General features: G+C 64.3%; 28 protein-coding genes, 4 tRNA genes and 1 pseudogene. 25 read left to right on the forward strand and 8 right to left on the reverse strand.

Annotated elements, in window-relative coordinates:
- Positions 1-39 precede the first annotated feature (39 nt).
- Entirely contained in the window at positions 40-486 is a 447-nt protein-coding gene (locus tag MAB_RS04060) for a hypothetical protein (protein ID WP_005092540.1), read from the reverse strand.
- Between the two features lie 291 nt (positions 487-777).
- Between MAB_RS04060 and MAB_RS04065 the strand changes: the two genes are divergently transcribed.
- The 8 genes from MAB_RS04065 (at position 778) to MAB_RS04100 (ending at position 5,351) form a co-directional block, all read left to right on the forward strand.
- A complete protein-coding gene (locus MAB_RS04065; protein ID WP_005122064.1) occupies positions 778-1,962 on the forward strand; it encodes a proline-rich domain-containing protein in 1,185 nt (394 codons plus the stop codon).
- Positions 1,959-2,396 (forward strand): Rv0361 family membrane protein, encoded by a 438-nt coding sequence (locus MAB_RS25110; RefSeq protein WP_012296344.1) that lies wholly within the window; start codon positions 1,959-1,961, stop codon positions 2,394-2,396. The genes MAB_RS04065 and MAB_RS25110 overlap by 4 nt, the downstream gene beginning before the upstream one ends.
- Positions 2,397-2,400: 4 nt before the next feature.
- Positions 2,401-2,583, forward strand: coding sequence for a hypothetical protein (locus MAB_RS04075; protein WP_005113245.1), 183 nt, complete (start codon positions 2,401-2,403; stop codon positions 2,581-2,583).
- Positions 2,584-2,708: 125 nt separating this feature from the next.
- Positions 2,709-3,167: an LppU/SCO3897 family protein gene (locus tag MAB_RS04080; RefSeq protein ID WP_005130453.1), complete on the forward strand. Its 459-nt coding sequence runs from the start codon at positions 2,709-2,711 to the stop codon at positions 3,165-3,167.
- 10 nt (positions 3,168-3,177) lie between these two features.
- Positions 3,178-3,717 carry a hypothetical protein gene (locus MAB_RS04085; RefSeq protein WP_005113247.1) on the forward strand — a complete coding sequence of 180 codons (540 nt, stop codon included), beginning with the start codon at positions 3,178-3,180 and terminating at the stop codon, positions 3,715-3,717.
- 25 nt (positions 3,718-3,742) lie between these two features.
- Positions 3,743-3,973, forward strand: a complete 231-nt coding sequence (locus MAB_RS04090) for a hypothetical protein (RefSeq protein ID WP_005113248.1) — start codon at positions 3,743-3,745, stop codon at positions 3,971-3,973.
- 136 nt (positions 3,974-4,109) lie between these two features.
- Positions 4,110-4,754, forward strand: a complete 645-nt coding sequence (locus MAB_RS04095) for a hypothetical protein (RefSeq protein ID WP_005115099.1) — start codon at positions 4,110-4,112, stop codon at positions 4,752-4,754.
- Positions 4,755-4,868: 114 nt separating this feature from the next.
- Positions 4,869-5,351 carry a hypothetical protein gene (locus MAB_RS04100; RefSeq protein WP_005113251.1) on the forward strand — a complete coding sequence of 161 codons (483 nt, stop codon included), beginning with the start codon at positions 4,869-4,871 and terminating at the stop codon, positions 5,349-5,351.
- 24 nt (positions 5,352-5,375) lie between these two features.
- On the opposite strand, the gene MAB_RS04105 is transcribed toward MAB_RS04100, so the two are convergent.
- Both MAB_RS04105 and MAB_RS04110 read right to left on the reverse strand, forming a co-directional pair.
- Positions 5,376-6,386 carry a hypothetical protein gene (locus tag MAB_RS04105; RefSeq protein WP_005113252.1) on the reverse strand — a complete coding sequence of 337 codons (1,011 nt, stop codon included), beginning with the start codon at positions 6,384-6,386 and terminating at the stop codon, positions 5,376-5,378.
- A 262-nt stretch (positions 6,387-6,648) separates the two neighbouring features.
- Positions 6,649-6,724, reverse strand: a tRNA-Lys gene (locus MAB_RS04110).
- A 139-nt stretch (positions 6,725-6,863) separates the two neighbouring features.
- On the opposite strand from MAB_RS04110, the gene MAB_RS04115 reads away from it, so the two are divergent.
- The 14 genes from MAB_RS04115 to MAB_RS04180 all read left to right on the forward strand — a co-directional run bounded on the left by MAB_RS04115 (position 6,864) and on the right by MAB_RS04180 (position 14,558).
- Positions 6,864-6,936 (forward strand) — tRNA-Glu (locus MAB_RS04115).
- A 29-nt stretch (positions 6,937-6,965) separates the two neighbouring features.
- Positions 6,966-7,042 (forward strand) — tRNA-Asp (locus MAB_RS04120).
- Between the two features lie 36 nt (positions 7,043-7,078).
- A tRNA-Phe gene (locus tag MAB_RS04125) sits at positions 7,079-7,155 on the forward strand.
- Positions 7,156-7,620: 465 nt separating this feature from the next.
- Entirely contained in the window at positions 7,621-8,382 is a 762-nt protein-coding gene (locus tag MAB_RS04130; protein WP_005113253.1) for a hypothetical protein, read from the forward strand.
- Positions 8,379-8,996 carry a hypothetical protein gene (locus MAB_RS04135; protein ID WP_005113254.1) on the forward strand — a complete coding sequence of 206 codons (618 nt, stop codon included), beginning with the start codon at positions 8,379-8,381 and terminating at the stop codon, positions 8,994-8,996. Before MAB_RS04130 ends, MAB_RS04135 begins: the two co-directional genes overlap by 4 nt.
- A complete protein-coding gene (locus MAB_RS04140; RefSeq protein WP_005113255.1) occupies positions 8,993-9,613 on the forward strand; it encodes a hypothetical protein in 621 nt (206 codons plus the stop codon). The genes MAB_RS04135 and MAB_RS04140 overlap by 4 nt, the downstream gene beginning before the upstream one ends.
- A gap of 2 nt (positions 9,614-9,615) precedes the next feature.
- The gene (locus MAB_RS04145; protein WP_005122065.1) at positions 9,616-10,434 is read left to right on the forward strand and encodes a hypothetical protein; all 819 of its coding nucleotides are present in this window, start codon (positions 9,616-9,618) and stop codon (positions 10,432-10,434) included.
- Positions 10,431-11,132 carry a hypothetical protein gene (locus MAB_RS04150; protein ID WP_012296349.1) on the forward strand — a complete coding sequence of 234 codons (702 nt, stop codon included), beginning with the start codon at positions 10,431-10,433 and terminating at the stop codon, positions 11,130-11,132. Before MAB_RS04145 ends, MAB_RS04150 begins: the two co-directional genes overlap by 4 nt.
- Positions 11,129-11,770, forward strand: a complete 642-nt coding sequence (locus tag MAB_RS04155; protein WP_005113258.1) for a hypothetical protein — start codon at positions 11,129-11,131, stop codon at positions 11,768-11,770. The genes MAB_RS04150 and MAB_RS04155 overlap by 4 nt, the downstream gene beginning before the upstream one ends.
- Positions 11,771-12,029: 259 nt before the next feature.
- Positions 12,030-12,389, forward strand: a complete 360-nt coding sequence (locus tag MAB_RS04160; protein ID WP_005089692.1) for a hypothetical protein — start codon at positions 12,030-12,032, stop codon at positions 12,387-12,389.
- Positions 12,386-12,928 (forward strand): hypothetical protein, encoded by a 543-nt coding sequence (locus tag MAB_RS04165; protein WP_005089691.1) that lies wholly within the window; start codon positions 12,386-12,388, stop codon positions 12,926-12,928. The genes MAB_RS04160 and MAB_RS04165 overlap by 4 nt, the downstream gene beginning before the upstream one ends.
- Positions 12,925-13,242 (forward strand): DUF3592 domain-containing protein, encoded by a 318-nt coding sequence (locus tag MAB_RS04170; protein ID WP_005089689.1) that lies wholly within the window; start codon positions 12,925-12,927, stop codon positions 13,240-13,242. The genes MAB_RS04165 and MAB_RS04170 overlap by 4 nt, the downstream gene beginning before the upstream one ends.
- Before the next feature lie 92 nt (positions 13,243-13,334).
- Positions 13,335-13,754, forward strand: coding sequence for a hypothetical protein (locus MAB_RS04175; protein WP_005113262.1), 420 nt, complete (start codon positions 13,335-13,337; stop codon positions 13,752-13,754).
- Positions 13,755-13,796: 42 nt separating this feature from the next.
- Positions 13,797-14,558 carry a hypothetical protein gene (locus MAB_RS04180; RefSeq protein WP_005130688.1) on the forward strand — a complete coding sequence of 254 codons (762 nt, stop codon included), beginning with the start codon at positions 13,797-13,799 and terminating at the stop codon, positions 14,556-14,558.
- Between the two features lie 13 nt (positions 14,559-14,571).
- Here MAB_RS04180 and MAB_RS04185 read toward each other — a convergent pair whose 3' ends face one another.
- From MAB_RS04185 to MAB_RS04200, 4 genes are read right to left on the reverse strand one after another with little or no spacing between them, the layout of a single operon-like run.
- The gene (locus tag MAB_RS04185; protein WP_005113264.1) at positions 14,572-15,369 is read right to left on the reverse strand and encodes a hypothetical protein; all 798 of its coding nucleotides are present in this window, start codon (positions 15,367-15,369) and stop codon (positions 14,572-14,574) included.
- A 7-nt stretch (positions 15,370-15,376) separates the two neighbouring features.
- Positions 15,377-16,132 (reverse strand): hypothetical protein, encoded by a 756-nt coding sequence (locus MAB_RS04190; RefSeq protein WP_005089683.1) that lies wholly within the window; start codon positions 16,130-16,132, stop codon positions 15,377-15,379.
- Positions 16,129-16,662, reverse strand: coding sequence for an ABC transporter permease (locus MAB_RS04195; RefSeq protein ID WP_005113975.1), 534 nt, complete (start codon positions 16,660-16,662; stop codon positions 16,129-16,131). The genes MAB_RS04190 and MAB_RS04195 overlap by 4 nt, the downstream gene beginning before the upstream one ends.
- Entirely contained in the window at positions 16,659-17,147 is a 489-nt protein-coding gene (locus MAB_RS04200; protein ID WP_005089679.1) for a hypothetical protein, read from the reverse strand. The genes MAB_RS04195 and MAB_RS04200 overlap by 4 nt, the downstream gene beginning before the upstream one ends.
- A gap of 305 nt (positions 17,148-17,452) precedes the next feature.
- Here MAB_RS04200 and MAB_RS04205 point away from each other — a divergent pair, with 305 nt between their 5' ends.
- Positions 17,453-17,947, forward strand: coding sequence for a hypothetical protein (locus MAB_RS04205; RefSeq protein ID WP_005073138.1), 495 nt, complete (start codon positions 17,453-17,455; stop codon positions 17,945-17,947).
- An 85-nt stretch (positions 17,948-18,032) separates the two neighbouring features.
- Positions 18,033-18,656, forward strand: a complete 624-nt coding sequence (locus MAB_RS04210; protein ID WP_005113269.1) for a hypothetical protein — start codon at positions 18,033-18,035, stop codon at positions 18,654-18,656.
- Between the two features lie 148 nt (positions 18,657-18,804).
- On the opposite strand, the pseudogene MAB_RS25115 reads toward MAB_RS04210, so the two are convergent.
- Positions 18,805-19,074 (reverse strand): annotated as a pseudogene (locus MAB_RS25115) (rolling circle replication-associated protein); the annotation flags it as partial.
- A gap of 900 nt (positions 19,075-19,974) precedes the next feature.
- On the opposite strand from MAB_RS25115, the gene MAB_RS04215 reads away from it, so the two are divergent.
- Complete coding sequence (locus tag MAB_RS04215; protein ID WP_005086720.1) at positions 19,975-20,847, forward strand: hypothetical protein; 873 nt, start codon at positions 19,975-19,977, stop codon at positions 20,845-20,847.
- The last annotated feature ends 48 nt before the right edge of the window (positions 20,848-20,895 follow it).

The following is a 20,895-nucleotide window of genomic DNA, read 5'->3' on the forward strand; positions in this document are numbered from 1 at the left end:
AGCCTCGAAACGACGAAAACCCCAGCTAGGCTGGGGTTTTCATGCGGTGGATATAGTTGTCCCACCGACATGTTGGGACTCATTTTGCCATACGTGCAGGTCAGGCCTGCGATATCGGCGCTTTCGCGTGTCGCGACGCCACAGGGTGTGCGCGGCCATGAGTGCTGAGGCCAGCGCTGGCGCGTCCTGCACGGGCAGCTTGTCGGGCACGTTGCGAATGGCCACCTGGTCGCCGTGCGGGCTGATGCGAACGGCGCCGTCAGACCATGGTTGTGCGGTGATCGGTACTCGGACATATTGCCGGCCGGACTCGTAGGTCTCGACCTCGGGTAGTGCGATGACCACGTGGCCCCTGGACTTGAGGGCGTCGGGCAGTATCGAGGCGACGATGTCGGCGACCTGCGCCTGCGTGTACACGATGGTCTCGGTCTGACCTTCGGCGCCGATGCTCTCGATGACCTCACGAATGGCCTTCCGGGCGTCCATGGGCGAGTTCTACGCCGAGAGTCCGACATGACGGCTAGATCGCGGGCAGAAGATGAAGATCTGGCGAACACGGTCCGACCCGCCGAGCGAGACGTGGCGTCCCATGGTCGATGTTGCTCCAAGATCGCGGTACCGCGCGAGGGTCTTCATGCTGTGTCTACCAGCGGAGATGCAAGCCCGTGCTGAAGTGGCTAACTCTTTAGCTGGGGTTTTCTCGACATGGCAACCATATGTGTGTAATGATCTGCCCAGGGGCGCGTTCAGCGTCGGCTGAAAGGGGCGGTTGTATTCATGGTCATGAAGGAGCGTTGGACGATGCCAGCGGGTTTGCGGCGAGCCTCGGCGCTGGTGGCAATTGTCGCTTTGGCTGTCGGTGGAGCGAAGGTTATCGACGGCCACACCGTCGCTGGTAGCGGCTTTTCGGCGGTCGCGACCGTGGCAGCTGATCCCACTGGCGGCCCAACAGGCGGGCCTGGCAGCGGGCCCGGAGGAATGAATGGAAGTCAGTTTCAGCCACCTTCTGCGCCTCAGCAGATGCCCGACTATCAGGGTGGAAACAACTTGCCGCCGCTAGATCAGAATGGCGGAATCAGCATCTATAACAGCGGGGTTCAAGGTGCCCCGCAACAGGCGCCGGGTGAGCAAAGCGCGCAACAGCCTCAGCAGGGCTGGGATCAGCCCGCTCATGGGAATCAGATTCCTGACTATCAAACGAATCCCGGGTTCACCCAAGGCCCCGGTAAGCCCAACCCGGACGCTCAAGCGCCTCAGCAAGGCAACCAGCCTCAGCAGGGTCAGCAGCAGCCGAGTCAAGCCCCGACACAACAGCAGCAGCCGGGGCAGGAGCGCGATAGTGATCGAATTCGGGATTTCTCCGAGAGGTGCAGTCTGGCGTCTGATGTGCTGCAGTCGGGAAGTGTGCCGGTCTCGCTGATCGGTGCGGCAGGGGGCGCCTTGGTGAATGCGCGCCTCGAGCCTGGTCGGGACCCGAGTATTCCGATTTGCCCGGACTGTAACCCACCGGTTCTTAAGCAATTCACTGATGGGGACAATCCGCTGGATCAGTTGTGGCGGGATGTGCTCAAAAAGTACGTCGACGAGAAGATGGATGAAGCCAAAGAAGAGGCCATTGACAGTGCTTTGGAGCCGTTGAAGAAGTGGCTCTCGGAGAACTCGACGGCGGACTGCGGTATCACCTCATGCTCGGTCTATTTCCACAAGAACGTAACGAAGTGGCTTAAGGACAACGCAGCACTTACTGCTCTTGCTCCGGCGGTAAGCGGCTATATCCTGTGCACTGTCGTCGGCGCTAAAACTAACGCGTATGTGGGTGGCGCATGCGGATTGGCGAATACCGCCAGCTGGGCTTTTCTTATCAATGCCATCAACCGTGCGGGCGACGGCACTGGTTGCCTGCGCGTGCGTGCGGGTATCCCTGCCGGGTATTACGCTGATCATTCGGGGTTCTGTGTATGAGCAAGCAGCTTATGAGGAGATATGCCGTCGCGTTTGGTGCCGTGGCCGTGCTGGTGGGATGCTCCGCCCCCGAAGAGGGTGCGGGGGAAGTCCCTGCGGTAGAGAAGGCCGTCCGGGGGTATGTTGAGGCCTATAACAGCGGGGACGTTCAGCGGTATCTAGGTTCGATGTGCCCAAGCCTGAGGGATTCGCGTGTAGCAAAAACAAGATCGCCCGACCGAGATTTGAAGGATGCTCTTGTTCAGGATGGGGCGATGGCCCTCGACTCCATCACCGATGTTCACCTGGAATCGTCAACCAAGGCCACTGCGCTGGTTCAAATTCGCTACGCCAATGATGAGAAAAACGGCGGTACCGGCGCCTTTCCGCAGAAGCAGGTTTTTATTAAGGACGGTGACCGTTGGATGATCTGCACTGGGAAGACCGACGAGTAATAGAGTGCGTCAGATGGAGAAGAAAACCGCCCTCAAGCGCCTCACTCTTTTGAATAGTGCAATTGCCGCTGCGTGGTGGCTCACCTATCCGCTATTAGGCCTCAAAGGTGTGGTTATAGGCGAAATCGTTATCTTTGTGGTCACGGTGATCGCGGCCGTGTCGATCGAGAGAAAGATGGAACGCTGAGAATGTTTGCCAAGACCGGATCTTTGATCGCTGGGATGGTCGTACTCTCAGTAGCGGGATGCTCAAGCACGGAGCCATCAGGGACGGGCGCCACGACAGTCCGTACCTCCGTAGCGTCAGGTCCGGTGGATTTCGCAAAGATCCCGGGACAAATACCTGCTGAGGCGGAAATGACGCAGCAGGGAAGCGAAGAGGCGCCTATCGGAGCCTGCGTCTACCTCAAGGGAAAACCCGGCAGCGTCACGCTAAACAAAGTGGACTGTGACTCCCAAGATGCGAACTACCGTGTCATCCAGAGAGTCGGCTTCCCTGACCAATGCGTCAACGACGCAGACCGACGATTCTACTTGGGCAGTCCGCAGGGCGAATGGACTGCCTGCATGGACTACGCATGGACGAGTGAGGGCTGCATCAGCGTCGCGCCGGACAAGGTTGTCCGGGCCGAATGTGATGACAAAAATCTGCCGAACCGAGAACGGCCAATAACGATCTTATTCAATACGATTGATACCAGCCGCTGTCTTTTCGGCGGGTTTGCACATCCGGTGCGCCGGTTCACGGTATGTACGGAGACCCAGAAGTAGCCTGTCATGTGTGGCTGATGGTGTAGCTCAGCGGCGGTGGACCGCTGACGAGCTGGCAGTGGCGCTGGACCGGTCACTATCGTGCGCCGAGGCTGGCGCGAGGTTGGGCCGCACCCGGCTACAGGTGGAGAAGGCTCGAAAGCGGTACCGGGGACGCGATATTGAGCAACTGCTCGCCCAGAAACGTGGTCGCGCTGCCGAGCTAGAGCAGGTAGCCGAGACCGACATCGCCTGCTATGGGTCATGGACACCACAGGAGATCGCGATCGCACTGGATCGGTCGATTTCCCGCACTGAAGCGGCCCGCCGGTTGGGGCGTTCCTTCAGGGCGATCAAGCACATTCGAGACCTGCAGCGCCAAAAGGCCTCGGGTTTGATCCCGGCGCGCGAGTCGCGCGCGGAGCCGATACGGCAGCGCCTCTGGACCGAGGATGAGATCGCTGTCCTGGCCGATGAGTCCCGCACACCTACGGAGATTGCCGCCTTCGATCAATTCGGTCACTGTGGCTCGTGCGCGGTGGCTGGGGCGCCTGCAGGGCAAGGTCCCTGAACATCTGCACGGAACCAACACGGGCGTGAGCCGATACGGATGCCTATGTCCGCGGTGCCGGGACGCGGCCGAAGCAGAGCGGGAGCGACGCCAAGAGGCCACCCGGCACACGGCGGTCAACTACAAGGCGCCCTGGACCGACAGCGATATCGAGATCGCGCTAGATCGCAACCTGACCGTGATTGAGGCCGCCCAGCGCTTGGGACGAACCCACAGCGCGGTGCGTGCGCTGCGATACAAGTACCGAGACTCCTGATTGCCGTTGGGCACGAGGTCGCCGACGTACGCGTTAGGGAACTTGTCGCGTGGTGGGCGTGCCATGTTCTGGTTCTACGCCGAGGGTCTGACACATTTGCTACGTTCACGTGATGGTTGAAGTTAGGGGTGCGGAAATGACTTCGATTTCGAATGAAACCGAAGATGAAAGGGCAGCCAAGGCTGGCATACGGATGCTTACAGGAATTGGCGGGTTAATCCTGCTGTTTGCCTTGGCGAATCTGGACTACGTTCCGCGCATCATTCGTTTCAAACAAGTCCACCCTGATCTGTTCTGGTGGACTGCGGCGATAACCGGCATAAACGCGGCGATCATCCTGCTCGCGGCTGTCGTTCTATGGAACTGCCCGCCTCGACCACTGATACCCGACAATCGACTTACGGTGCGGGTGAAGCAGATTGCGAAATTCTTGGTCGGCGCCACGACCTTCGGACTCGCTGCCTTCTGGGGAGCCCTAGCTGGCGCCATGATGCCTTCGCCTGAGAAGGGCGTCACGCACGATGAGATGAATCATCTTCTAGGCCAGATCGTGGGTGAGCCATTGAAGTTCATGACCATGCTGGCGTTAGTGGGAATGGTCCTAGCACTTTGTTTGGATCTCTACGTGGTGGGTCGAGAACGTCGAAAATCTATATTTAGAGGGCTACGCCCCGTGCTGGCGTGGCTTTGCACGCAACTGACATCACCGCGGGTGATCGGCACCGTGTCTTATCTGTCGCTGGCGATGATCACCTGGTGCGGCACGCTCCCACGCACCTAGTCGGCTTCAATGCCAATTCTGAATTTCCCCTAAATATGCATACGGCCTGACGGCGCCAGTGTAAGTATCACGGCAAATATGGTTCGTGGGGGATCTGAAATGGAAGGCGGCACAATGGAACGCGAGCGCAGGCTACAGGCAGGACATTGGTATCTGGTAGCCGATGAGCACGGGCAGGCCGATATCCGGGCTTACATGGATGACGGGTGGTATCCCCTCACCCCCGAGCCGAAGTACGCCGTATGTGAGATGAGCAGATCACACCACCCGGACAACGTTGACCCCATCGTTGATTCGGCCGATGATGTGGAAGTGCCCGAATCTGATCAGGCCATTATCGAGCACCACTATCCCATCGCTATTTCCGGTTCGCCCGTATCGAAACTGGTGTGGGTCTTCGCAGAGCGAATCTCAAGGGCAAACGGGGCCGATTGGGAAGACCTCGACAGCCGCGCAAACTACTTGGCGATCTCCACTGGTTTCATCAAGCAGGCGCAAGACAACACCAATCCGCCTACCCCGCCAATGCTAGGCGTCTTCCGGCCCAAGCGCTGGCCGATGAAAACTACGCCGCAGGAACCGGTTCCAGTTGGCTAGGCGTCGACCACGCCTTGAACACCTTTATGTGAGGCCCCTCGCGTTCCGTGGCCGCTCCGCCCGCACCGTGCGCACATCGCCAATGCGAACCATCTGGTGCCCCTGGGCGTCCCGGCCGCGCACCGGCACCCGCCCGCGTCTGATCCACCGCTCGATGGTCGACTGCGGCACGTGCTCATCAAGGCGGGGGAGTATCACGTCGACGAGTTCGCGCACGGTCGCGTTGCGGTCGTCGAGCTCGCTAAGGTTGCGTGCCAGCACGTCGGCCACCGAATGCGCGGTGTCGCACTGGGGGCACACGATTGAGCCGCTGTGGCTCGGTGCCATGAGTGCGTATCCGCACCGGGTTGAGTTGTCGCCCTTGCGGCCCCGCTCGGCAAGCACCTCGTCGGGTGCCGGGTCGGTGATGCATGGTCCGATGATCATGGGCTCGGGTGGGCGGTTCACCACGCGTGTAATTGACCGGTACACCTGCTCGATCTCGTCGCAGATCTCGGCGCCGTTCTCCTGCAACGCGATATTGGCCGCGTGCCGGTGCAGCCACTTGGCCATGCGCGCCGTCGTCGCGATCGAATGCGTCTCGTCGCCGCGCCTTCCTGCGTAGATGACGCGCCAGTTTTCCGCGGAAAACTGGTCGAGTGCGCGCGTCTCCGGGGCGCCGTCGCAGTCGTCGCACAGCGGTCCGGCCGCCGAGGTGGGCAACGTGACGAAGCATCGTCGACACGAGCCCGCCCGGGCCGGCGGTGCCGAATCGAGGCTGAACCGATCTGCCGGTCGCCGTGCATCCGATTCGACGACCATCGGCAGAGGCCTTGGACTCGTGCGGAACTCGGGCACCTCCAGCCCGCGCGTCTCGCACATGTCGCGGATGGTCGTCGACAGCGCGTTGCGGATTCGGTCGAGCTCGTCGCTGGCGCGTCCGTTGACCCGGCCGAGTGCCAGGGCATGCCACAGTGCCCCCTGGTGCCTGTCCCGGTGGTCCCTCGCGGTCGGGGTGGTGTCCTTGTCGCGCGGGAACGGTTCGACGTGGCTCACGAGCGTGTCGTCGCCGTGCAGTACGTCGCGGCGCTATTTCGATCCGACTGAAGCAAGAGCTGGTTGCGTTGGGTCTATCGGTGAACAGGGCGGCCAAAGAGCTTGGTGTAAGCCAACCTTGGCTGTCACGCCGAACCCTCGGTGGCGTCCGATGGAAGGTGGAGGAGGTAGACGACATCTGCGACAAGCTCGGTCTTGATGCCAACTACACCCTCACCGGTTACCGCTCACTGCCTGACGGCGGTGACGACGGCGGTGCTGCTGGTGCCCCCACCAGGGCTCGAACCTGGGACCTGCGGATTAAAAGTCCGTAGCTCTACCAACTGAGCTATAGGGGCGTGCCGAGACAGGATACTGGTCGAGTGTGCGCGCGAGCACCGAGGTTATCCGGTTTGGGTTCTGAGGCAGTTGTGCCCTAAGCTGGGCGAGCTCCCAACGCGACACGCGTTGTGGGTACCCCGGAGAGATTCGGAACGGGCCCCCATCGTCTAGTGGCCTAGGACGCCGCCCTTTCACGGCGGTAGCACGGGTTCGAATCCCGTTGGGGGTACGCAACCAGTCATACTGGGAGCAGAGTAAGGCCCTGTGGCGCAGTTGGTTAGCGCGCCGCCCTGTCACGGCGGAGGTCGCGGGTTCGAGTCCCGTCAGGGTCGCCAGTACGGCGAGGCAGTAAGTAGTTGGGTCTGCCGTCCGGCCAGGTAGCTCAGTTGGTACGAGCGTCCGCCTGAAAAGCGGAAGGTCGCCGGTTCGATCCCGGCCCTGGCCACCATAAAACCACCTGATAGCGGGTGGTTTTTCTCGTTTCTGGGGCGGGTGCTCGGAAGCGTAAATCTGGCCATCTGGCAGCTACGCGTCGATCGGGAAGTAAGGAACGGCTGAGGCTGTAACTCACGTGAGGCGCCATGCGTCGGTTTCCGAGACCACTGAAACGCCAGCTCGGGCCGGATGCTTCGATTCCGGGGAAACCGCGTCGAGCTCAAGACGAATTGCGCGCTCCCCGAAAACGCTTCTCCTTGTGATCGGTAGCACGCGTCATGGGACAGTGTGGATAGAGAAGAGAAGGGACGTTACGCACCCCGCGGACGGCGGTGAGCACTGGTCGGGACGACACAGAACCGCACCACACTATGGCGATCCCTGACCTGACGGGAAGGGCGGACACATGCCGCAGCACAGCCCGGGGATGGCGACCCCCAGCGATCACTCAGTGATATGGGCGAGCGCGAGCGCATCGATGCCGACCACCCTCGATCGCCCTCACGACGTTCCGCGTCCGGAGTCGGTCGACGAAATTAGCCGATGGGCCGGCAGCGAGGATCTGCGGCGCACCGAGCTCGTGTATGCGCCCGTGTTCTGGGTGTTCCTTCCCCTCGCTGTCATCGGTTTCCTGATCTACCAGATGATCACCGACCCGACGGGTGCTGGCCGGAGCATCACGGCAAATGGTGCGAGCCGTGATACGTGGCTGGCTTGGGTGCCGCGGCTCGCATGGATCGGCGTCACCGTATGGCTGCTCATCGCCGTCGCGGTTCTGCTGCTGCGGCTCAGTGCGCTGAGGGATCTGCGTGTCGAGAACGCGTGGGTCTACGGGCATGGCGTCGCGCACTCGATCCATCGCGCCTGCATCGACCACGACGACGGTGAGGCTCGCTGGGCGACGTACATCGCCCTCGACCACCGCCTCGATGACGGACAGGCTGCGACGATTCACGCCGCGTTCGAGCTGTGGCTCTTTCAGGCAGGACTGCCTCCTTCGGGCTCCAAGCCGATCTCCTCGGAGACGCTGTTCGGTCCGCAGGCCAAGGGTGGGTACTTCATCCTGCACCTCCCCGTCTCGACGATCGCCGGAGACACCACCGAGCACCAGTGGATGCTCATCACCCAACCGCAAGAGTACGAGCGCGACGTGATCGTCACACCTGTGCCGGTACCGAAGAAACTCGCGAGGATCCGCCGCAGGCTCCACCGGAAGACAGAACGACGGAGTACGTCATGAGCAGCTTCCGGATTATCACGCTGCGAAGTGTGTTCGGGACCGATCAGCAGACCAGGCAGTGGATGGCGCGGGCACGGACTGTCGAGACCCGAACGGAGATCCGGCGCTGGGCGAGATGGGAGTCCGTCAGCTTCTGGTTGCTGCTGCTCGGCGGCATCTGCGTCTTCGCCGCCCCGGTTCTCGGTCTCGCCTCAGGTATTTGGAGCGCGTTCGACGATCAGGCCCCGCCGTGGCTGTGGTTCCTGTTTGCTCCGCTCGGCGCCGCATTCATCCTGCTGCTCGCAGGTGCCTGGTCCGGGTCGTATGCGAGTGACCGGCGGTTGACGGCGCTCTACGCCGACGGACAGTCGACGGTCGGGCGTGTCGACGAAGTCATCACCCACCCGGGCGGTGGGGACGAGCAGACCACCTACGAGTTGCTCATCGGCGCAGAGCTCCCCGACGGGACATTGTTGCGCCGCAGGCTCGACTGGGGCGAGGACAACACCAGCTGGCCCATCCCCCGAAGATGGGTAGGCAGATCGATCCGGTTCCGCCACAACACCCTCGATCCCGACGATCTGCGGGACGTGCGCTTCGACGGCTGGCCGGACCGGAACGGGAGCCGGTCATGAGCAGACTCCGGCTCTTCTCTCGGACGTGGGATCGGCCCACGAAGGACCAGCACGCCGAGCACTGGGCGAGCCTCGCGAAGACCCCGGAGACCCGCGCCCGGATCCGCCGCCTGTCCCGGATCGAAAACATCACCATCTGGCCCATGGTGGTCGGCGGCCTCCTGCTCCTGCTCATGCTCCCGGTGACCCTCGGGAGCATGATCTGGTTCTGGATCACACGCACCGTTTACCCCGAGATCCTGTTCTGGGGCTTCCCGATCGCGACCGGCGTCGTAGTGCTGGGGGCGATCCCGTATGGCATCGCCAGCGCTCTGCTGGGCAGGGCCCAGTACGCCGACGCGGACAGCGCGATCGGTGTCGTCGAGGGCGTGACGAGCTGGGAGGAGCGGGACGGCGAGGGCGACCTCGTTACCGTCTACCGCGTCCGTGTGACCGCCTGGCCCTCCGACGAGCTCACGCTGCACCGGCACCTCGACGGCGGCAGGAGCGATCACGGCGGCCCGGACGAGACCTGGATCGGGCGCAGGATCCGCATCCTGCACAACACGGTCGACCCCGACGATCTGTACGACGTGCGCTTCGATGGCTGGCCGGACCGCGAGACGAAGGGGTGGTGACGATGAGCCGAGTAGATGAGATCGCAGTGCAGCCCTGGCCGGGCAATCCGGCCACGGCGTGGGCCGCCGTGGAAGAGCGCGCGCGGACGCACCGTCTCTCCGACCGGCCTGAGGCGATCCCCCGTATGGACGATCTCGGCACCCGGCTGCAGAAGATGAGCGGTCTGATGAACCAGGTTGCCGGGGTCGGGCTGCTCATCGTCACGGCGATAAGCGTGATGATGCTGCTTCGGTCGCTCTCGGGCGAGCCGGAGGACTGGCTCGTCGTCGGAATGGCGGCGTTGGTAGCCGCAGTGATGGTGCCGCTCGGTGTCTTCTTGCTGCTGTACCCGCGCCGGTCTTGGGGGCCGACCGCGTGGGTCGTGGATTCCGCGATGCTGTGCGAGGCGCACCCGTACCGGCTGCGGCTGCGCAAGCACCCGTCGAGCGCCGCCGTCGCGACGATCCTGCTCGGCGGCGGAGGCATCGAAGGCGAGACCGTTCGGATGGACGGCGAGAAAGCGATGCGCATCGTCAGCGCCTGCGAACAGTGGGCGACCCAGCTCGAGCAGGATCCGTCGGCCTATGCCGAGTTCTGGCGGCGATGGAAGCGGGAGGACCCGGAGGTGCTCCCCACCGAGCTGCTCTTCGGCCCGGACGCGAAGGGCGGCTTCATCACCTGCGTGGACCGCCACCACCGCTGGTTCCTCGCGATCCCCCGCCGCCGTAAGGCTCGGCTGGGCAACCCCTGGCACCATGCGCACGCCCTGCCCGTGTGGTGGACCACCGAGCACGCCGACTCGATCGGCATCGACTGGGACTCGATGAGGAGCGGATCATGAGCAATCATTCACCCGGCCAACGGTCAGCTCGGTCTGTGCTCAGACGGATCGGGAAGGGCATCGCCAGCGAGTTCACCCCTCCGCCGAAGCCGCGCCCTGCCCCGCTCCGCAAAGAGCTCCTTGAGGGGCGAGAGACCGTTGGCGTCATCCGCTACGCCGTGTCGAACGACTCCCCCGAGGGTGGGCCGACAGACGACGACCTCGTCATTCACATCGACGTGAGTGTCGACGGTAAGCATGTGACGTTGCCTCGGACGGTCCGGTCCCCGCTGCTCGGCCCGTCCGCGGGCCGCAGGCTCATCGGGAAGGAAGTCGTCATCCGCCACACGACGCTCGATCCGACCTACGACAGCGACGTGCTCGTCGTCCAATGGCCGGCGGAGCTCGACGGAGAGCTGGCACCGTTCCGGCCGCACGGTCCTGGGACGCTTGGCTACCGGATCTGGGGCGTTCTCGCGAGCCTGTGCTTCATGATCGGCTGGGGCGGGGTCATGCTCGTCGTCCCGACGGCATGCTGGCTTCTCATCGGCATGCTCCTCCTCGGAAATCATCCGTTCGACGGCTTCCCTGGCTGGACGAACCCCGCGGTGCTGTTCCCGGCCAGCATCGTCGCGATCCCGCTCGGTTTCTGGTTATACGCTGCATGCGCTTACCGCAGGGACCGGGCGCAAGCACGGATCGAAGAGATGTCGTCATGAGCAAGTGCGGATCAGTGTTCGACCGGGTCACGATGCGGCTGCTGGGCATCGGGTACGGGCCCGACATGCCGTTCCACCGCTACGACCGAGTGATGCCGACGATCGTCATCGCCTGCGTCATCGGGGTCGTTGGGCTCGCCGTCCTCTTGGTAGCGCTGGGGCCGGTGTTCATGTGGGCTTTCATCGGACTCCTCGTGCTCTTCTCTGCCATCGTGATCCTGCGCGCAGTGCTTCTCAGCCCGAAATCTCTCGACACCCTGCCGGCCATCGACCGGACCCCGCGCGTTGCGACGGTCTCGGCGAACGAGGGCACCGACTCAGTGACCGGTTGGCCCGGCCTGTACGTGACCTATCAGGGCAGGGGTGGCAAACAATACGAAGTGCATCTCGCCGATGACGTCGATGAATCCTGGCTCGATCGCTTCCCCATCGGGAGCACCTGGCAGGTGTACGCGTTCCGCGATACAGCGCTCGCGGACACCGTGGTGTTCCTGACGGAGGCCCACGATGAGGTGCTGCGCTCGGGCATCTACCTCTGGCTCGGGGTCCGGGGCGAAGTGCACACCGGTCGGTTCCGGAAACCTCGCCCGGGATCGACATTCTTCAGCCAGGATTCCAAGTGGAGGATCGAGTCGTGACCGGCGCAGCAGACAGCCGCCGGCTAGGTCCGGTGAACGGTTCGCGCGGCTCGATCTGGACCGACGGTCGAACATGGATCGGACTGTTCCTGACCAGCTCGGTCCTGCTGAGCTGGGGCATCTTGTCCTTGCCGCTCGACGGGACTGTCCGCGGCGTGATGCTGTTCTTCGCCATTCTCGTGGTCGCGATCGCGTGCGGCGTCGGGTGGCTCCAGGCGATGTCGAGCACACCACTGCCCGCGCTGGACCACACCCCCGGGTGGCGCGCGTGCGCGAGATCCGCGAATGGGACCAACCTGACACCACAGCGGAAGCAAAAACGAAGAAGGTCATCGTCGACTACGACGGAGCCGACGGGAAGACACACACAGCCTGGCTGGGCGATCTCATCAACGAGGCGTCGATCGACCAGTTCACACCCGAGAGCAGCTGGCACGTGTACGCCTTCGCCGATCCGGAGCTGGCCGACACCATGGTTCTGCTCACCGAAGCACACGACGACGTGCGACGCAGCGGCTACCTGATCACCGGCCTCCACGGCAACACCGAGTTCACAAGCCTCCAACAACCCGCAGCAGGGTCGCCGTTCCTAAACGGGAAGCGCAGGTTCGTCTCGTGAACCGCGACGCCACAGCGTGGATGGCCCTGGCGCGGACGCCCGAGACCCGGGCGCGGATCCGCCGGTGGGTGTTCCTCAAGCGCGTCTTCTTCGGGCTGGCCTGCCTCGGGTTGACGGGGTTCGTGATCACCGTCGTCGTGGCTGCGATCCGCGAAGTCCTCGGGAAGCCGGACCCGTGGTGGGTCTTCCTCGCAGCCTTCGCAGTACTCGTGGTTTCGATCCTCCCGTGGTGCCTGGCCTCGTTCAGGCTTGACGTCGCACGGTATGCCGACGGTGACGAAACCGTCGGCACTATCACCAAGATCGTTGTCGATGAACACACGGATCCAGAGGCACTGCCCGCATACGACATCACGATCGCGGCCAGGCTTCCGAATGGGGGCATCCGTCGCACCTGCCGGGTGTCTGAGCGCACGGCGCCGGAGCTTGGACAGATGGTCCGGTTCCGTCACAACACCGGCGACCCGGACGACCTGAAGGATGTGTTGTTCCTCGGGTTCGTCGATGCACCAGATCCCGCAGAAGGCCCAGTGACATGAGTCGCGCAAAGAACTTCCTCGGCGCTCTGTTCGGGTGGCGACACCGCCGCGCCGAGCGTGCTCGGAGTATCCGGCTCACCGGGCCGCGGGTGCGGGCGAAGGTGGTCGAGGTGAAGCGCTCGAAGGGCAGCAACGTCCACGCGTACTACGACGTCATCCTGCGCTTCACCGACTCCCAAGGTATCGAGCACGATCACAAGGCCATGACGCGCACCCACAAGCCCTACGTCGGCAGCAAGCACTGGATCCGCTACGACCCAAAGAAACCGAACCGAAAGTCCACCTGGTTCGTCGACTGGGAACGGCGGCGGTGAGTAGACAGAGCGCGGCCCCCAGGGGCGCGGGAGATCGTGCGTCCGTCACGGGGACGGCACCGCTCATCCTGGGCGCACTGTTGTTCACGGGGATGCTTGCCCTCGGTGCGACGACCGGCAACGTCCCCGCGGAGAACAAGGCGCTCTTGTTCGCGCCGGTGTTCTACTCGCTGACCGTGATGGGCGGGCTCATCGCTTCTTTCCCCGGGTTCAGCATCCTCGAGACCGTCCTGCGCCGCCGGCACGATCCCGAGCAAGGGTGGACTCGCGCGGCGCTGACGATCCTGGTGTTGATCTCCGCTCTCTTCGTCGTCGCGTGCATGTTCGCGCTACCCGTGGTCGCACTCGGGATCGCCGCGAACGGGCTTGGAGTGGGTATCGCCCTGCTCTGGTCGGCGCGTGGTCCGCGTGACGGCTCTGGTGCGTTCTGGGCGTTGCTGTGGGTGTCGCTCGCACTGGCAGCCGTCGCCGCGGCATGGACCACAGTCGCCATCCTCGGTGCGCTCAGTTGAGGCGCGAAGGCCGGGTGCACCCGCGTCGATATCGTGGCGTGTATGGGTGATGGGCAGGAACCAGCGGACGTGGAAGCGACTGCGGTGCCGTGGCCACCGCGCCGCCGCCGGACGTTCGGTGTTCTCAGCGGGGTGGTGGTGCTGGCACTTTTCGTATTCGTTCCCGGCCCCGTCTCGGGGATCCTCAAGGCGAACAACGCCCGTCAGCTGGTTGACGACGTCTCCACCGGACGCGCAAAACTGCTCGCCAAACAGGACGAGTTCCGGCCACCGCTCGCGAGCTTAGGAAACCCGGCGCGCTCATGGACTCAGGTCTCGTGTTGGATGTCCCCGCGCTACAGCGACGGCGACGGTGAGCAGGACGTGGTCATGTTCTACTGGCAACAATGCGCGCTCCTGGCCTACGAGATCTACGCGCTGCCGCCCGATGCCGATGACGCAGCGCAGGTCGCACAGCGCCTCCGTGGCCACTCTGCGGGTGAACCCTCCTGTGCCGAGCCACTCTTCGACGTGCTGACCCCCGACGTCGGTGCCAGCAGGATCGACGAGTTTGCGACAGGTCTCTGGTGGATGAATCCCGAAGGAGTACCGCCGTCTCATCAGCCGGACCGCTGCACGATGCCCACCCCGGACGACCCCGACACTGCACACACGCAAATAGGTATCGATGCCCGATTGGGCGCGGACGCCTACGTCGTCTACCAGGTCCGATCGCCAGTCAGCATGGTCGATGTGGGCTGCGACCGGCGACTGTCCTGGCTCGCGCCCTGCCGGGGAGAACCGGAGGGCTTCCCAACGCTGTGAACCGAGCAACGCGCTACAGCAGCTGCTCCGGCAGCGGGCCGCAGACGTCGACGAACGGACCCATCACCAGTTCGAAGACTCGGGCGTCGACGTCGTTGGGGGCGAGGTCGCGCATCAGGGCCGCGACGCCGAGTGTCCAGAACGGCCCGCGATCGATACCGCGGCCCTGCGGGGCGACATCATGCAGATGCGACAGGAACGCCCCGACCTGCTTGCGTAGATCGTCGGGGATGCTCGGGCCCCAGGAGTACAGCTCGGCTTCTGCTCGAACCCAGGCGTTTCCGTCACGGCGGATGTGATCGAGGATGGCCTGGGCCTCGGGCGTCGTCAGCAGGCCGAGCCGGTAGCAGACGGCGTCCCAGGCCGGGTGCGCCGCCGACGCGGTCGGTGTCATCAGGTTGGCCAGTTCGGCGGCGGAGGGCGGCGGGTACAGTGCCGCCAAGGCGCTCGTGCGCAGGTCCCGGGCGTCTCGGATCGCCTGCAGATCATCTGGCACGAGCGGCAGATCCGGGCCGCACGGTGGTTCGAGCAGGATCACGCGTTTCGGATCGGCCCCGTCGATGATCACTGGGGCGTGCCAGCGGATGACCAGTCCGGTGAAGCTCTCTGGATCCGTGCCGCTGCGCAGTTCCGCTCGGAAGGAGGCTCGGCCCGGCGGCTGGACCTCGATGATCGCCGCGTCGTGATCAACTTGGAGCACGAGCGCACGCGCGTAGACGGGTTCGGCGAGGTCCGGGACACCGACGTCCGCCGACGCCGCGTCTCCGGTGGACGGCCGCTCCCGCCCGCGCAGTCGGTCTATCCAGCCCATGCGCTTCTCACCCCTGTGCCTGGTCGACGGGGATCACGAGCGCATTGCGCATCGGGTATGCCGGGGCCTCGGGTTCTCGCCAGTCGAGCAGCAGCGCCCACCGTGAACGCTTGGCGGTCCCGCGGACGAGGTATCCACCGGAGGCCTCGGGGCCGAAGATCTCGTCAGATGCGAAGGCGTTGATGATGCGCCGCCGGAACCCCGAGTTCCACGCATTCTTGGCGGCGGAGTCGGCTTCCTTGTCGGCTTCGAGGCGGGCCAGCCAGATCCGGAATGCGGTCGCGATCCTCGACACCTGCTCATCCGGGGTGCGTGCGTCGATAGCGACCGAGGTCAGGCACCACCCATCGCCGTCACCGATGTGAAAGCTCGTCGGATAGATCTCACACAGCACACCGCGCGCGGGTGGGAAACCCTGGCGCTCTTCATACTTGCGCCACTGCCGGTGCCCGAGCCACAGCGCCGGCCCAACGATCAGCAGAACGACGCCGGCGAACCACTGCACACCAGCGGAGGTGCTGCGCCCGCTCAGCGGGAACACCCCGACCAGCAGGCCACCGACGAGAATCGCACCAACTACGGTGAACACCAGGGCGACCGCCGGCACGAACACCCGCTGCCCGCGCACGTCAGCCGCAATCTCCTCCAACGGCCTGATCGACGGCCGCTCGCCATACCGTGACTTCGCCGCTGGGGCAGCGACTGCCTGCGCCCATGCGGACACGGGATCGGCGGGCCAGGGCCGAAGCTCAGTCGGACTCACCCGGTGCCTCGCTGATGTTCGCGGATGCTGTCGAACAGTGCGTCCTCCAGGTCGTCGGGGTCCAGAGTGGTGTGCCGGAAGCGCAGCGTCTGCCCGATCCGTGGGCGGGGGTGGTCCCCACCCACGGTGCAGTGCCTTCGGATGGCCGGCCCGCCCTCCACTGCCACGGACACGGACACGGACACGGACACGGACACGGTGAGCATGAAGTAGCGCGAGACGCTGCCGTCGTCGTTGGTACGACGCACCTCGGTGACCTCTTCGATCGGCGCTTCGGAAACATGCGCGTTGGTGAACCACGCGCGGTACCGCTTGTGCCCGCAGTAGAGGCCGCCGAGGATGCCCGCCGGGATCAGGACGAAGACCGCGACGGCGGTTGCGACCCACAGCTGTTCTGGGCTGGAGCTGAACGCGCTCGCGATGGCTCCGAGCAGACCGGTCACCGCCAGAACCAGGCACGTGATCGCCCCGACGCCCCACCAGCGGTAGGCGCGGCCGGGCGGGGTCGACGCGGACTCGTGGGCGCTCACGAGCCAGGCCCCAACGACGCGTTGCGCTCCTCACGCCCGACGAACGCGTCGTCGAGGTCATCCGGGTCGAGGGTGCGGTGACGGAACCGGACCTGGTTCCCGACCCAGCCGAGCGGATCAGGATCCCCGCCGATGTCGATCCGCCGGTGGATCGACACCCCGTGTGCGAGTTCCGCATCGATCAGCAGCTGGTACTTCGATGCCCCGTCTCCGAACTGGCTTTCCAGCACGTCGCGGACCGTGCCCACGGCGGTGGGGGCTCCCGCGAAGAGAGCCACGCGGTGCTTGTCCCAGGCGATCCTGAGCAGGCACCCGCTCACCAAGGTGGCGGCGAACCCCGCGATCCACACCCAGTGCGGGGAGGTGCCGAGCACACTGGCGATGCAGAACACGACCCCTGCCAACGTGAGGAACGCGAACAGCGACCGTGCGAGGTTCCAACGCCGGACGCGGTGATCGACCGACACGTCACTCAGACCATCCACGGCGCTCCCCTCATCCCTCGCTTCCCGACGATGTCACCCACCATATCCAGCGATCAGGCGGGCGATGTTCAGCTGCTGGGCGGCCGAAGAAGGGCCCCGTCGACGGGGCGCGGATCCTGACACCTGGGCTCCCACGGCTTGGGTTACGTGCTGTAGACCGCTCCGAGTCCGGCCGTCGCGTCGAGGAGGGACGGGCACCAGCGGTCACGGATCGACATGGAATCACTGTGGGGCGCGTGGCGGGCGGGCCGCAGGCCGTCGAAAACCGGTTGTGGCGCCCCCGCCTACGACGCACCCTAGAGGGCATGGAGGTCACGTTCGTCAAGCGCCGGAACGGGTACGACGTGCGGATCCGCCGGGAGAGGGGCCCCGAGCTCACGCCGCGCGGCGGGCCGGGTGGCCGTCCACCCGTGCCGCACGACGCGGCGCACCTCATCGTCGAGCAGGAGGCGCGGCTGCGCGGCGGCGTGTTCGGGCGCCTCGCCGACGCCAACGGCCTCGACGGGCTCTTCTGGCCCGCCGATCCGGCGGAGCGGCGGAAGGCGTCCCGGCGAAACCGCAAGCCCACGGCGGCGCAGGCGGCGGACATGGCACGGTCGGAGTACCTCGCGTCGCTGACGGCGGCGCTGTGGGAGGTCGAGCGCGGCCACCGGCAGGCCGCTGGCCCGTGGCCCGGGCCAGCGGCCGAGGTCTACGTCGAACCCGCTCTCCTGGACCGGATCTTCGCCCGCTACGACGACTTCGCACCGCGCTGGGCGGAACTCCCCGACGGCGGAGAGCTCACGTTGCTCTGGCGCTGAACCGTGGCCATATGGAGCACACGCACACGCAACGAACGGCGGCACCCTACCGAGTTCGTTCGCATCGGTCTCCGGGAACACGGCGATGATCCGGTCGCGATACTCCACCCACTATTACTTGGCTTTTCACGAGATCGACTCTCCCTCAGAAGACGAGAAGTTCTATCAAGCCGCCGAGCGGCTCCTTCTGCGCATCAACGGCCTTGGGCGCGTTGAAAATCAGAACTTTCGTCCGGTAGCGCTGAGCGACGAGTACACGACGTCCGACGGTCGGCGGCACACGGTCCTCCGACCCGCACCGGCTCAGATCCGTGTGAATGTTGGGCGACCGACAGTTACGGTCGCGAGACCAGACGGCACGGTAGTTCCCGATCCGCCATCTCCCTGGCCGGACCGTTTCGCAGCGGCGGCGTCGAATCCAGATCTCGCCGAGGCGCTGGAAGTTCTGGGTAAGCCAGAGAATGTCTGGTGGTCAGATCTGTATTGGGTCTTCGAGATCATCACCGACGTGATTGGTGGCCGGAGTAAGATCTATGACGAATTAGATTGGGCCACAAAGACACAAGTGGATTCATTCATTGCCTCGGCGCAACGGGTGCGGCATGCCAGGTCGACAGCGGTACCCCCTCGCGAGCCTCTTACCGAGGCGCATGATCTGGTGAGCGCCCTTGTAGCCAAGTGGGCGGCGATGCTCGCCGCCAAGGGGTGAATAAGTGTGGCAACCACCCTGGGGTCTTACAGGCCATATCCCTCAGCGGCGACTGCAGCTTTCGATGCGACGTGTGATCGCATCGTGGATGGCGGGGAGATCCACCGCCCGGCTTTCATCACCCACGAGCGTTCGTCTCTCGCCGCACACCATATTCGCTGTGAAAGCGTTTGCGCCACAACACCATATGCCGCTTCACTGGAGCCCCCTTGGGGCGACGCTCTCCCATTCGCCCGGATAGGTGAACGTCACCATCGCTGGGATGCGGCCCGATTCGACTAACGGGCTGTAGTCGAGCTCGGCGAAACTGCGGCAGGTTGCAGAACGGGACTTACGCGACCACTTTCGTGATGACCCGCCCGGTTGAGCCGGGTGCAATGTCCGTAAGGCTCCGTCGCGACACAGTCACGACGGCACGGGGATCAAGCTGGGATGCCTTGGCGAGGAGGTGGGGCAGCGGCGTAGAGCTCGGTTTCGGTCTGTGGAGGCCGGTCGAGCCAGCCGAGATCGACCGGGTTTGGTGCAGCTCGGACAAGCTCTCCGTCACAGCGTCGTCGGCAACGTAGCTACGCCCAATTCCTCAGCTCCAACTGCATCACGGCTGTTGTCCCGAAAACTGCTTCGGCGTTGTTTTCGTAGGCGGGCTCTCGAAGTGGCCGCATTTGGTCGCTGGCGCGGGCAGGTGGTGATCGGCGACTGGGCACTTGGGTGCAGCGGCGGTCGGCCACATTTGAGGTTGCGGCTATCTTTTCCCCACGCCCGCAGCTTTCGTCATCAGTCACACTCAACGCCTGAACTCGGTCGAATATCGCCCTGGAGTGCAGAAACGGGCGGGTCAACGAAGGACGCCTTCTATAGTTTGCCATACCGTGTAGGTGTGCTGGTATTGCTGGTATAGTCTAGTCGCTGACAGGTTGGTATCAATACGGCTCAAGGGGGGCTCGTGGGCGGCGAAACCGGCAGTCGGGGCGTACCGCATCGGCTGATGACGGTGATCAACTGCCGTACGCGACCTGCTTCCAGCGAATCTTCGGGCGTCCACTACAGCCGACGCATGCCTAGGCGGTTCCATCTCAGATCGGTTTTGTTGGCGGCCGTGACAGCGGTTGCTGGGTTTGCGTTATCTAGCGCGAGTGCAGCTGGAGCAGACCCCAATCAGCCTGGGCCTCCTGCTCCGGCTCCGCCGCCGTTGGCGGTGCCGCAGCCCGATAATTTGCCGCGTGCGGTGAGTATTGGTGGGGCACAGGCTAAGACGAATGTGCCGCAAGGGATGGGGTCAGGAACAGGGCGACCTCTTGCGGAGGCGCGCCAGCGTGGTGTGGTGGCCGTTCCGCCAATCGCTACCGACGGGGTACATGCCGCGACCGCTTGGCCAGGCAAGCAAGTCGTCATCCATCTACCCAACGAACGGGCCTTGACGGCTGCCAATTGGGGTGAGGGCGGTGCGGCCGCATACGGATCAGGCCCGGTGGATTATGTGGTGCTCCCCGATGCCGGCGGGGGCGCCGATATTCGCATGATTCGCAAGACCTTCATCTCGCCGAGTGACTTCACGTTGGGCGTCCGCTATCCGGAGGGCACTCATCTGCGCCAAGCCGCGCAAGCGGTGGTTGTTGAGACCGATGCAGCCCCCGGACATTCGGCAGCGATTATCGGGGCGCTGAGCATCCCTGATGCAAAAGACGGTGCCGGTAACCCGATCCCGGTCACACCGTTGGTCGGGGGAAGTTATCTGTATCAGCAATCGGATGTGAATCTGAACGTCGGCGATGTCGGATTGCTCAATTTTCCCGTCACCATCACCGTGGCCTACCGGCCATCTACCGGTGTTCCGGCGGTCGCTCAAGGCGATCCCGCGCCTAAAGCACCAGCGGGCAGTGCGGCCGGGCGGTGTGTGTCTGGGCCGCCACAATTCGCCGGCGGCGGGGACGACGGAACCCCTGGCGGGGCCGCTGATTTCGCGCCGTCGTGTGCCCGGCTGGCTGCGTGCATGAGCGCTGCCCCCGCCCACACCAGCGCCCTAACGTGTGAGAACACGTTTATGGCCGACCTGACGAATACCTGCGTGGCCGCGTTCGGCCACGACGGCGGTGACTACGAGGGCTGCCTGGCCACCGCCAACGGGCATGTGCGGTGGGCCAAAGAAAACCTGGCACCCGGCCAGCCCGCCGCAGCAGCGGGCGGAGCTTGACATGCCTACGGCACAACATCTTTCACAGCACGTTCTCCGGGGAAAGAA

Origin of the sequence: Mycobacteroides abscessus ATCC 19977 (assembly GCF_000069185.1) — a bacterium.
Classification (GTDB): Bacteria; Actinomycetota; Actinomycetes; order Mycobacteriales; family Mycobacteriaceae; genus Mycobacterium; species Mycobacterium abscessus.